The sequence below is a fragment of the Micromonospora coxensis genome (genome assembly GCF_900090295.1).
Taxonomy (GTDB): domain Bacteria; phylum Actinomycetota; class Actinomycetes; order Mycobacteriales; family Micromonosporaceae; genus Micromonospora; species Micromonospora coxensis.
In genome coordinates, this window is sequence record NZ_LT607753.1 from 1,990,607 (window position 1) to 2,002,702 (window position 12,096).

The following is a 12,096-nucleotide window of genomic DNA, read 5'->3' on the forward strand; positions in this document are numbered from 1 at the left end:
GCGGACCGTGACGCGCCGCAGACGTCGACGTGCGAAGTGCCCGCAGACTTCGGCACCCCGAGGAGGTAACCCAGATGTTCGGCAACAACCTGCTGGAGCGCCGCAGCAAGCCGGAACGGATCGCCGACCAGGCCTGGCAGCAGCTCGTCACGACGGTCGGGTCCGCCGGCGACAGCGTCCGCGACGCCGCGAAGTCGGTCCGGGGCGGCAGTCCACTGTCCGACGCGGGCGACCTCGTCGGCTCGGCGGCGGACGAGGCCCGGCGGCGGGCCACCCGCGCCTTCGACGCGCTCGCCGGGCGCCGCCCGGCGCTGCCGTGGACCCTGCTGATCAGCGCCGCGCTGGTCGGCGCCGCGATCGGCTGGGCCGCCGGCACGGCCGCACGGGCCGCCGGCAGTCGGGACGGCCGCAGCGTGGACGACATCGAGTTCGTCGACGTGGACCGGCCCAACTCCCCCGCCGGTCTCGACGGCTGACCGGTCACCCGGACGGCTCCGAGCCCCGGTCGACGGGTTCGTCGGCCGGGGCTCCCTGCCGTCCGTACCGTGGTCGCCCTCGACCCGGCCGGTCCGTACGCCGGGGGCGGGGTGGCGTCCCGGGCGGACGGCGGACGGGCCGCGTCACCGCCGGGCGTCGAGGAGCCGGTCCAGGGTGCCGGCGGCGTTGATCAGCGAGAGGTGGCTGAACGCCTGCGGGAAGTTGCCGACCTGCTCGCCGCTGGGGGCGATCTCCTCCGAGTAGAGGCCGAGGTCGCTGCTGTAGGTGAGCATCTTGTCGAAGGTGAGCCGGGCGTCGTCCAGCCGACCGGACTCGGCGAGGGCCTGGACGTACCAGAACGAGCACATGGTGAAGGTGCCCTCGGCGCCCGGCAACCCGTCCGGGGAGGCGGCCGGGTCGTACCGGTAGACCAGGCTGTCGGAGACCAGTTCCTCGTCCATGGCCCGCAGTGTCGACTGCCACATCGGGTCGGAGGGGGCGACGAACCCGACCGCCGGCATGGCCAGCAGTGACGCGTCCAGCACGTCGGTGGCGTAGTGCTGCACGAACGCCTGCCGCCCCGGATGGAAGCCGCGCGTCATGATCTGCTCGTACGCGGCGTCCCGGGCAGCCGTCCACCGGGTGGTGTCGCCCGGGCGGCCGTGTCGGCCGGCGAGCCGGATGCCGCGGTCGAAGGCCACCCAGGACATCAGCCGGCCGTAGGTGAAGTCCTGCCGCCCGCCCCGGGTCTCCCAGATGCCGTCCTCCGGCTGGTCCCAGTGGTCGCAGAGCCAGTCCAGCACCTTCGTGATGTTGCGCCACTCCTCGTACGAGCCGCGCAGGCCCTCGGCGTCGGCCAGGTGCAGGCAGTTCAGCGCCTCGCCGTAGATGTCCAGCTGCAACTGGGTCGCCGCGTCGTTGCCGACGCGCACCGGCGCGGAGCCGCGGTAGCCCTCCAGGTGCGGCAGTGTCTCCTCCCCGAGGTCGCGGTCACCGTCCACGCGGTACATGATCTGCACCGGTCGGCCGCTCTCCTCGGCGTCCCGGATCCGCTGGGTGAGCCAGTCCAGGTATCCCCGCGCCTCGGCCGTGAAGCCGAGACCGAGCAGGGCGTGCACCGAGATGGAGGCGTCCCGTACCCAGGTGAAGCGGTAGTCCCAGTTGCGTTCGCCACCGATCCGCTCCGGCAGGCCGGCCGTCGGCGCGGCGACCAGTCCTCCGGTCGGCGCGTACGTCATCAGCTTCAAGGTCATCGCCGAGCGCTCCACCATCTCCCGCCACCGGCCGGTGTAGCGGGAGCAGTCGAGCCACCGCCGCCAGTGGTCCCGGGTCCGCTCGTACATCTCGGTGACCTCGGCCGGGTCGACCACCCGGGCCGGCTCGGGTGACTGGGTGTGCAGCACCACCCCGCCGGTGTCGCCCTCGTACAGCACACCCGTGGCGGTGACGCCACGCTCGTCGTACCGGAAGTCGCGCTCGTCGAGGAGCATCTGGCCGCGCCGCACCGGGTTGACGGTGAGGCGGAGGTCCCCACTGCGGAAGACGGTGCCGTGCAGGGTGAAGTCGACCGTGTGCGGCCGGCGGCCGTAGTCGAAGCGGGGCTGGCAGTCCATCCGGAACCGCATGCTGCCCCGCACCACCCGGATCATCCGGACGACGCAGTGCCGGTCGGTGGCGACCTCCCCGGCCACCGGCATGAAGTCCACCACCTCCCCCACCCCGTCCGCGCTGAGGAAACGGGTGATCAGGATCGGCGTGCCGGGCAGGTACAGCTGCTTGCTGACGTAGTCGACGCCGCAGGGCGAGACCTGGAAGTACCCGCCCTTCTCGCGGTCGAGCAGGCCACCGAAGATGCTCGGCGAGTCGAACCGGGGCGCGCAGAACCAGTCGAGGGTGCCGTCCCGGGTGATCAGCGCCGCCGTCTGCAGGTCACCGATCAGCCCGTGGCTCTCCACCGCCGGGTACGAGTCCACCAGCAACCTCCCCCGTCGCAGGTGTGCCGCGTACCCGCTGTGCCCGCCGCCAATCGGCGCCGCCGGACGGTGACCGGTGCGGGTGAGCGGGGCTGCTCACCCGCACCGGTCAGGACGCCGCCGGCCGGCCCTAGCGGGCCGGCACGGCCGTACAGGTCAGGGTCGGCACCGGGTTGGTGCCGGTCCAACTGCCGATGAAGCCGAAGCTGGTGCTGGCCCCGGCGCCCAGGGCGCCGTTCCAGTCGGCGTTGCGGACCACCACCTGCGATCCGGTCTGGGTGACCGTGCCGCCCCAGAGCTGGGTCACCTTCTGCCCGGCGGTGTAGTTCCACACCACCGACCAGGCGCTGGTCGACGAGCCGCCGTTGTTGCGTACCGACACCTCGGCCTGGAAACCACCCTGCCAGGAGCCGGTGACCTTGTAGGTGGCCGTGCAGGCGCCCGCCGGGACCGGCGTGGTCGGAGCAGGACCGGTCGGCGTCGGGCTCGGCGACGTCGGTGACGGGCTCGGCGAGGTGGGCGTCGGGGTGGGAGTGGTCGGCGTCGGGCTCGGGGTGCCGCCGAGCCGGTCGGCGACCAGGATGCCGCGACCGTTCGTGCCCAGGTAGACCCGGCCGTAGACCCGCGGGTCACCGGTCAGGGCGTCGCCGGCGTTGCCGTACTGGTGCTGGTCGTCGTTGATCCGGACCCAGGCCGCGCCGGCGTTGTCCGACCGGTACACCCCGTGCTTGCCGTCCACGGTGCCGAACAGGTACAGCGCCGGGTACGTCTGCCCGGGGGCCGCCTTGCCGAAGCCGATGTTGCCGGACGTGCTCACCGTGGCGAGCTTGGTGAAGCTGGCCCCGGAGTCGGACGAGCGCCACAGACCACCGGAACCGGCCAGCCACAGCTCGCCCTCCCGGCCCGGCGCCGCCTTGAGCCGGCCGGTGGCCGGCAGCCCGGTGGCGGCCGAGGCGGTGAAGCTCGCCCCACCGTTGGTGCTGACGTAGACCTTGCCGCCGCTGAGGCCGTAGAACTTGTTCGGGTTCACCCGGTCGGAGGCGATCCGGGCGTTCGCCGGGATGCCGGTGGACGCGGCCCACGAGGTGCCGTAGCCGACCGAGTGGAGCACGGCCGCGCCGGAGTCGCCGGGCGCCCAGACGAACCGGCTGCCGTCGGCCCCGGCGGCCACCGTCCCGCCGTTGGTGATGCCGGCCGGCTCACCGCCCTGGAACCAGGTCACCCCGCCGTCGGTGGAGAAGGCGACGTGGCTGTCGCCCGGCCGGTCCGCGTCCTTGAAGCTGCCCGCCCGGACGATCACCGCCGGCTTCGTCTCGGCGTAGTCCAGGTCGTGCGGGCCCCAGTTCGGGCCCCGGTACGTCCAGCCCGGCACCACGTCGAGGTCGTCGTGCCGGAACCCGGCGATGTCCCCGAGGGCGCTGTGCAGCGGGGCGCCGGACGGCGGGCTGATCAGGTCGAGGACGGCGGTCTCCTCCAGCCCCTTGATCATCGGCTTGATGGTGAACTTCCCGCCGCTGTCCCACTTGGTGAGGTCGGTGGTGCCGTAGATGGTCGCGCCGGTGCCGTACATCATCCGGTTCGAGTCGTGCGGGTCGATCTCCACCGACTCGTTCATCCAGCCCAGCTTCGGCGAGGTGTCCGGCGGGGCCGGGTTGTCGTTGCCGAAGGTCAGCCACGGGACGGACGAGGCGTCCATGGTGTAGCGGAAGCTGCGGTTGGGGTAGTTGGTCCAGTCCCAGATCCGGGTCCAGGTGGCGCCCCGGTCCGTGCTGCGCCAGAACTGCGTGTCCGGCCACCAGGCGACCTGGCTGGCCACCATGATGGTGTCCGGGTCCTGCCGGTCGACGGTCAGCCCGGAGTAGCCGAAGGTGTTGCCGCTGTCGGTGGACGGGACGGGGCTGATCCGGGTCCACTGGCCGGTGGCCCGGCTGAGCCGCCACACGTCACCCTTGCCGCCGTCGTACGGGCCGCCGGTGTCGCTGGTGGCGAGGTAGAGGAACCCGCCCGCGTGGTCGACCACCCCCTTGTGCGGGATGAAGCCGGTGGGGGCGCCCGGTACCGCCTGCCAGGTCGCACCCGCGTCGGTGCTGCGGTAGACCGGGTTCTGCTTGTCCGCCACCCCGACGTAGATGGTCCGGGTCGCGGCGCCGGCCGTACCGGTGCTCTTGTCGAAGCTCACCCAGACGACGCCCTGGTTGTTGGCGTCGGCGGCCGGGTAGTTGCCGGCGTTGGGGAAGGCGGTCACCCGGGCCCAGGTGGCCCCGTGGTCGGTGCTGCGCCACAACCCGTTGCCGCCCGGCGCGCCGAGGTAGACGATGCCGTTGCGGTTGGGGTCGACGGCGAGCCGCTCGCCCATGCCCCGGCCGGGCATGTTGCCGCCCAGGTGGAACGGCAGTTCGCTGACCTGCCAGGTGGTGCCCTTGTCCGTGGACCGCAGCACGGCGCCGTTGTTCGGGTCCCAGCCGTTGGTGTACATGCCGACGGCGGCGTACACCCGGTTGGTCTGCACCGGGTCGGTGGCGATGCTGGCCACCCCGTTCCAGCCCCACTTGTCGGCGCCGACCCAGTCCAGCAGCGGCGTCCACGACTGGGTGGCCTGCTCCCAGCGGTACGCGCCGCCGATGTCGGTGCGGGCGTAGATCAGGTTCTTCTCGGTGGGGTTGAAGACGATGCCGGGGACGAAGCCGCCGCCGTCGATCCGGACGTTCTTCCAGGAGTACGGCTCCGCCGCCGCCGCGGCGGCGGGTGTGGACGGTGCGACGGTGAACTGGACGGCCACCAGGGCCGTCGCGGCGGCGAGCACGGACGTGACCGCGCCGACGAGACTTCTCCGCATCTGCGGTTCCTCTCGGGAATGCCAGGTGTGGTGGGGACGTGACGCCCGGAAGGGTGCGGAGGGCTGCCCTGGCTCCCCGCCGGCATGCTGGCTCCCGCTGCCGAGGACTGCGCTCACCGTAGCCCCGGCGAGCGCTAACATGGAAGCGCTCCCACGCATCTAGGGGTCGAGGTGGTAGACCACCCCGTCGGCGACCTGCTCCCGGCGGATCCCCAGTCCGTCGGTGGGACGGTCGGCCGCGTCCTGCCAGGGGGTGCCGACCGCGTACGGGGGCAGCAGCACCACCGTGCGCACCCCCGAAGCCCGCAGGTACGCCACCGAGTCGGCGTCCGGGAAGCCCAGGGTGGCGTCGCGGGTCCGCCGCTGGCTGGCCGGGGTGAACGAGGCGAACCCGTTGACCGTGCGCGGGAAGCCGTCGGTGGACCAGAGCATCACGTGGTAGTCGCGGACACCGCCCAACGGCAGCACCAGCACCGGGCCCCGCACCCCGCGCAGCGCCGCCGGCTCGGCCGGCACCGGCACGTGCGGGGTGCGGTTGACCCCCTCGGCCAGCACCAGCAGCACCGGCAGCGCCAGCAGGGCCCGGGCCGCGCGCCGCCAGTCCCGGCGACCGGTCGGCACGGGCTCGCGGACGGTCAGCGCCCCGGCGGCGAGCAGGCCGAGCAGCAGCGTCGTCCAGAGCACCAACCGCCCGGGGGTACGGATGCCGTCCCAGCCCGGCACGTGGCGCACCAGCGTGACGTAGCCGGGATCGCCGTCGCCGCCGAACGTCGTCCCGGCGGCGAGCGCCAGGCTGACCAGCACCCCGGCGGCGAGCGCGAGCCGGTGCCGCAGCCGCCAGGCGGAGAGGACCAGCCCGGTCAGCGCGAGCGCGACCAGCACCACCCCGGGCAGCAGGGTCATCTCCCCGGGGAAGCCGAGCGTGGCGCGGGCCGCCTCGTGCCGCGAACCCCAGAGCCAGGACTCGGGCGGGGCGGTCAGGAAGCCCCGCGCCGGCGGGGAGAACATCTCGATCTGGGCCACCGTCCGCCGCCCGGCCGGGTGGCGGGCCACCACCTCGAAGTACGGCGCGGCCATCAGCAGGGTCACCCCGGCGAACCCGGTCGCCCCGGCCAGGTCCGCCAGGAGCAGCCCGCGCGGGGCCGCCGGCCGGGCGCGCCGCCGCCACCAGGTGAGGCCGTACGCGCCGACGACCGTGAGGCAGAGCAGCGCGAGGACGTACGCGAAGGGCAGGCCGATGCCGAAGCCGAGGGTGACCTGCCAGGCGGCGACCGCCCAGCCGGCCGCCACCCAGCCCGGCCGCACCCGCTCCGGCCGGTACCCGTGCCGCAGCGACCAGCCGTGCCCCCGGGCGAGCATGGCCAGCGCCAGGGCGATGCCGCCCACGCAGAGCACGTGCAGGTGCCCGGCCTGGGCCAGCTTCCAGGGCGCGTACGCGAACGAGGCGCCGGCCACCGCCGCCCCCGCCCGACCGGCCCCCACCTGCCGGGCCAGCGCGTACGCCCCGACGAACGCCAGCGCGTGGGTCAGCGCGTAGAGCAGGTTGTAGCGGACCACGGCGGCCACCGGTCCCTCCCCCACCAGGGCGAACGGGGCGTAACCGAGCAGGGTGTCGGAGTAGGCGTAGGTGTACGGCTCGGGGAAGAACGTGTTCGAGTGCCACAGCCGCGCCGGGTCGGTGAGCAGGGCGTGCCCGCCCCAGGCGACCTGCCAGGCCTGCAACGTCGGGTCGCCGGTGTCCTGCGGGATGGTGCCGGCCGGGTCGCGCAGCGTCGGCCAGGTCATCGTGACGGCCAGCAGCAGCCCGGCGAGCACGGCCAGGCTCCACTCGTGCCGGGCCGCCCGTGCCGCCCACCCGCCCGCCCGCCGCAGCCCGCGGCCGACGCGGTGGGCGGCCACCCGGAACCGGTCCCCGTGCATCCGCCCCTCCCGCGCGCCGATCGCCAGATCCTGCCCGAGCCGGGCCGGGTTGTCGACGCCCGGCCGGCGGCGGGGCTCACCCGGAACGGGCGAGGGTGACTCACCCCCGGCGGCGACAGGATCGCGGTCGGCGGACCGTACGGCCGCCGGACTGCCCCGATCCTGCGGAGGAGTGAAGGCATGGCCACCGCGACCACTGTCACGCGTACCGACCAGGACATCCAGACCGACGTGCTCGACGAGCTGACCTGGGATCCCCGGGTCGGCCCGACCGAGGTGGGGGTGACCGTCACCGAGGGGGTGGTGACGCTGACCGGCTGGGTGGACAGCTACGCCGCCAAGTGGGCCGCCGAACGGGCCGCGCACCGGGTGGCCCGGGTCCGGGCCGTCGCCAACGACCTGACCGTCCGGATCGGCCCGTCCTCCGAGCGCACCGACCCGGAGATCGCCTCGGCCGCCGAGCGGGCCCTGGCCTGGGACGCGTTCGTACCCGTGGAGAACCTGGAGGTCACCGTGGCCGGCGGCTGGGTGACGCTGCGCGGCACGGTCGAGTGGGAGTACCAGCGCCGGGCCGCCGAGCGGGTGGTGGGCCGGCTGACCGGCGTACGCGGGGTGAGCAACGGCGTCACCGTCCGGCCGTCGACCCGGCCGTCCGGGGCCGACCTGCCCGACCGGATCGTCGACGCGCTGGCCCGCAGCGGCGCCACCGAACCGGACCGGATCAGCGTCCGGGTGTACGGCGACACCGTGGTCGTCGACGGGTTGGTCCACTCGGTGACCGAGCGCGACGAGGTGGAGCGGGTCGTCTGGTCCGCCCCCGGCATCCGGGAGGTGCACAACCACGTCACGGTGGCGCGCTGAGACCACCCGGGCCGGGTGATCCGCCCTCACCCGGCCCGGCGGCAGGGTGGGAGTCATGAGCGATTCCGACGGGCTGATCCGCCCCGGGCGCCCGGCCCCCGACTTCTCCCTGCCGGCCACGCCGGACGGACGGCGCACCGGTCCGGGGCAGTTCCGCGGCCGGCCGGTGGTGCTGGCCTTCTACCCCGCCGACTGGACCCCGGTCTGCGGCGACCAGATGGCGCTCTACCAGGCCGCGATGCCGGAGTTCGACCGCTACGACGCGGTGCTGTTCGGCATCTCGGTGGACAGCCTCTGGTCGCACCGGGCGTTCGCCGAGGCCAAGGGCATCCGGTTCCCGCTGCTGGCGGACTTCGAGCCCAAGGGCGAGGTGTCCCGCCGGTACGGGGCGTACACCGCGCAGGGGCAGTCGGCCCGGGCGCTGGTGGTGCTCGACCGGGACCAGACGGTGGCCTGGAGCCACCTGTCGCCGCCGGAGGTGAACCCGGGTGCGGACGGCATCCTCGACGCGCTGGAACAGCTCGGCGCGCAGCGGCGGGTGGTGACCCGGTGAGCAGCACGCCATTGCAGGTCAACGCCCGGCTGCGGGTGCCGGTGGACGGCACCGACCACGTCCGTGGGCCGGTGGACGCGCCGGTGACCGTGGTGCAGTACGGCGACTTCCAGTGCCGCTTCTGCGGGGCGGCGTACCCGAACCTGGCCGAGGTGCTGCGCCAGCGGGCCGACGTCGTCCGCCTGGTCTACCGGCACTTCCCGATCGCCAACGTGCACCCGTACGCCGAGGCGGCGGCCGAGGTCGCCGAGGCGGCCGGGCGGCGGGAGCGGTTCTGGGAGATGCACGACTGGCTCTACGAGCACCAGGACCAGTTGGATCCGGTGCACCTGTCGCTCGGCGTCGAGCAGCTCGGGCTGCCGCCCGACGAGGTCGACGCCGAGATCGGCCGGCAGGCGTACGCGGACCGGGTGCGCCGGGACTTCGTCGGCGGGATCCGCAGCGGGGTGAACGGCACCCCCACCCTCTTCGTCAACGACGTCCGCCACGAGGGCGGGTACGACCTGCCGGAGCTGCTCGCCGCGGTGGACGCGGCCGCCGGCGACTGACCCGCCCACACGCCGTCCACCGCCGGGATCGCACCGCCCGGCGGCGGACGGCGCCCCCTCGACGACGAACGGAATCGAGGGGTCAGGCCGGTCCGACCGTCCGCCGGGCTCCACCGGTCACAGCAGCCGCAGCTCGCGGGCCCGGCGGACCGCCTCACGGCGGCGGGTCGCGTCGAGCTTGCGGTAGATGTTGCGCACGTGCGTCTTGACGGTGTTGACCGACAGCGACAGCTCGCTGGCGATCTCCACGTTGGACAGGATGCTCTGCAGGTACCGCAGGATGGTCAGCTCCCGCTCGGTCAGCGGCTCGTCCAGCGCCCGGTCCGCCCCGACCGGCCCCCGCACGGCCGGGGCCTCGGCGCCCCGGACCAGGTCACTCACCGTCGGCCAGTGCGCGGTGCCGGAGTCCAGGTGGGCGGCGAGCAGGTCGCGTACCGCCGGCTCGGCGCGGGTGAACACCCGCCGGTACCCCTCCGGCGCGGCCAGGTCGAGCACCCGCTCCAGCAGCCGGCCGGCCCGCCGGTCGTCGCCGCCGCGCCGGGCCAGCACCGCGTCCAGCACCCCGGCGGCGAGGCGCACCGGCAGCGGCCAGCCCTCGGCGACCGCGCCGTCCCACTCCGGCAGGGCGTACCCGGCGGCCCGCACGTCGCCGGCCCGCAGCTCCACCCGGGCCAGCGCCACCGCCAGCGCCGGCGCCGGGTCGGGCTCGCGTGCCCGGTCGGCGATCAGCCTCCGGGCGGTGTCCACGTCGCCCTGCTCGCCGCGCAGGTCCGCCTCCAGGGCGAGCAGCCGGTCCGCGAGTTCGCCGTCCGGGCGGCCCTCGATGCGGGCGGCGGCCACCAGCCGGGCCGCGGCGGCGGCCTCACCGGCGTCGCGCAGCAGGGTGGCCCGGCAGAGCGCCGCGGCGGCCGCGCCGGTGCCCTCCGCGCCGGCCGCGCCGGTCAGGGCGAGCTGCGCGGTGGCCTCCTCGGGCTGGTCACGGTGCAACGCCACCAGCGCCAACGCCAGGTGCGCGTGGGCGCACTCGGCCCGGCTCGACCAGCCCTGGCAGGGCGGCATCTCCAGCGCCGCCCGGGCGGTCCGCTCGGCCGCGCGCAACTCACCGGCCAGGGCGTGCAGCAGGGCCAGCCGGGCCGCGCAGACCAGTGCGGTGCGCGCCCGGCCGGCCTCCCGCGCGGCGTCGTACCCGCCGGCCAACCGGGCCGCCGCCGCCCGCAGGTCACCCACGGCCAGGTCGACCAGGCCGAGCGCCGCCCCGGCCACCGCCCGCACGTCGGCGTCCTCCCCCGCACCGCTGCGCGGATCGGCGTCCACGGTGGAGCCGGCCGGGGCGCGGGTGCCCAGCAGCCGGGTGGCGGCGGCGCGGACCTCCCGGTGGTCGCCGGCCAGCCGGGCCAGGCTCAACTCCACCGCGGTGGCCAGCCGCCGGAACCGGTCCCGGCGCGGGGCGGGCAGGGACTGCGCCGCCGCCACCGCGTCACGCAGCCGGGCCTCGGCCGCCTCGGCGTCCCCGGCGTACGCCCGCTCGGCGGCGCAGGCCAGCGCCAGCTCCGGGTCGCGGTGGACCGCCTCCGGCGGGGGTGGCGGGGGTGCGGCGACGGCCGGGGCCCGGCGGTCGTACGGGACCAGCTCCGGCCAGCCGGTGAGCAGCAGCTCGCTCGCCCGGTCCCACTCCCGCGCGGCCAGGGCGTGCCGCAGCGCCTCGGCGGGGCGGTCGTGTCCGGCGTACCAGCCGGCGGCGCGCAGGTGCAGCTCCCGCCGGTCCGCCTCGTCCAGCCCGCCGAACTCGTCGCGCAGCAGGTCGGCCAGGAGCGGGTGGGCCCGGTACCAGGGCGGGTCGCTGTCGTCGGCGTGCAGGAAGCCACCGTCGCGGGCCAGCCCGGCGAGCACCTGCCCGCCGTCGTCGCGGCCGGTCAGCACGTCGGCGAGGTCCGCCCGTACGGCCGGGCTGACGGCGGTGCGCCGCAGCAGCTCCCGCGTCTGCGGCGGCAGCCCGCCCAGCACCTCCGTGCGCAGGTACGCCGCGACCTCCGGCTGGTCGCCGCCGAACCGCTCCGCCCAGCGCTCCGGGTCCGGGCGCTCCCGGACGGCCAGCGCGGCGAACCGCAGGCCGGCCGGCCAGCCGCCGGTACGCTCCCGCAGCCGGGTGACCGCCGCCGCGGGCAGCGGCGTGCCGTGCGCGACGAGCAGGTCGGCGACCTCGTCGACGGTGAAGGCCAGCTCGTCCGGGCCGATCTCGGTCAGCTCGCCGGCCAGGCGCAACCGGTGCAGCGGCAGCGGCAGCTCGCCCCGGGCCCCGACGACCAGCCGCAACCGCCCGTCGGTGTGCCGCAGCAGGAACTCCAGCCCGGTCAGCGCGGCCGGGTCGACGACCCGGTGCAGGTCGTCCAGGACCAGCACCACCGGCTGCTCCCGGGCGGCCAGCGCGGCGGCGAGCAGTTCCAGCTGGTCGGGACGGGGCGTGGTGGCCGGCAGCGGCGGCCCCGGCTCGTGCCCGGCCACCCCGTGCAGCGCCGCCGCCAGGTACGCCCAGAGCCGTTCCCCGCTGTCGCCCTCCTCGACCTGCACCCAGGCCGGCCCGGGCTCCGACGTGCCGCGCGCCCAGCTGGCCAGGAGGGTGGTCTTGCCCCAGCCGGCGGGGGCGCGGACCAGGGTGACCGGGCCGGCGGCGCCGGCGTCCAGGCGGGCGGTCAGCCGGGGCCGCAGCAGCAGCGGCTCGGGCGGGGCGGGCGGGGCCAGCCGGGTGGCGAGCAGCGGCGGACCGGCGGACGCCTCGGCTATCCCGTTCGTGCTGCGCTGCTGCGGCATCCGTGCACCCCCGTCGGACGCGGTCCTCCCCCGGTCGGCGGCGGTTACCCGGCCCGGGCCGGTTCACCCCTTCGGGGGGAGCCGAGTTCACCCGGGCCGCGCCGACCATGGGCCTACGCG

7 protein-coding genes and 1 pseudogene are annotated in these 12,096 nt (G+C 75.4%); 4 read left to right on the forward strand and 4 right to left on the reverse strand.

Going from position 1 to position 12,096, the window contains the following annotated elements; all coding sequences use genetic code 11:
- Window positions 1-74 precede the first annotated feature (74 nt).
- The gene (locus tag GA0070614_RS08795) at window positions 75-476 is read left to right on the forward strand and encodes a hypothetical protein (RefSeq protein ID WP_088975489.1); all 402 of its coding nucleotides are present in this window, start codon (window positions 75-77) and stop codon (window positions 474-476) included.
- 144 nt (window positions 477-620) lie between these two features.
- Here GA0070614_RS08795 and GA0070614_RS08800 read toward each other — a convergent pair whose 3' ends face one another.
- The 3 genes from GA0070614_RS08800 to GA0070614_RS08810 all read right to left on the reverse strand — a co-directional run bounded on the left by GA0070614_RS08800 (window position 621) and on the right by GA0070614_RS08810 (window position 7,206).
- Window positions 621-2,450: a glycoside hydrolase family 15 protein gene (locus GA0070614_RS08800; RefSeq protein WP_088975490.1), complete on the reverse strand. Its 1,830-nt coding sequence runs from the start codon at window positions 2,448-2,450 to the stop codon at window positions 621-623.
- 130 nt (window positions 2,451-2,580) lie between these two features.
- Window positions 2,581-5,286: a cellulose binding domain-containing protein gene (locus GA0070614_RS08805; RefSeq protein WP_088975491.1), complete on the reverse strand. Its 2,706-nt coding sequence runs from the start codon at window positions 5,284-5,286 to the stop codon at window positions 2,581-2,583.
- A 159-nt stretch (window positions 5,287-5,445) separates the two neighbouring features.
- Complete coding sequence (locus GA0070614_RS08810) at window positions 5,446-7,206, reverse strand: hypothetical protein (RefSeq protein WP_197701433.1); 1,761 nt, start codon at window positions 7,204-7,206, stop codon at window positions 5,446-5,448.
- 180 nt (window positions 7,207-7,386) lie between these two features.
- Between GA0070614_RS08810 and GA0070614_RS08815 the strand changes: the two genes are divergently transcribed.
- The 3 genes from GA0070614_RS08815 to GA0070614_RS08825 are packed head-to-tail and all read left to right on the forward strand — an operon-like array spanning window position 7,387 to window position 9,168.
- Window positions 7,387-8,067: a BON domain-containing protein gene (locus GA0070614_RS08815; protein ID WP_088975492.1), complete on the forward strand. Its 681-nt coding sequence runs from the start codon at window positions 7,387-7,389 to the stop codon at window positions 8,065-8,067.
- A 55-nt stretch (window positions 8,068-8,122) separates the two neighbouring features.
- Window positions 8,123-8,620, forward strand: a complete 498-nt coding sequence (locus tag GA0070614_RS08820) for a redoxin domain-containing protein (RefSeq protein WP_088975493.1) — start codon at window positions 8,123-8,125, stop codon at window positions 8,618-8,620.
- Window positions 8,617-9,168, forward strand: coding sequence for a DsbA family protein (locus tag GA0070614_RS08825; protein WP_088975494.1), 552 nt, complete (start codon window positions 8,617-8,619; stop codon window positions 9,166-9,168). Before GA0070614_RS08820 ends, GA0070614_RS08825 begins: the two co-directional genes overlap by 4 nt.
- 117 nt (window positions 9,169-9,285) lie before the next feature.
- On the opposite strand, the pseudogene GA0070614_RS08830 reads toward GA0070614_RS08825, so the two are convergent.
- Window positions 9,286-12,043: pseudogene (locus GA0070614_RS08830) on the reverse strand (LuxR C-terminal-related transcriptional regulator).
- Between the last annotated feature and the right edge of the window lie 53 nt (window positions 12,044-12,096).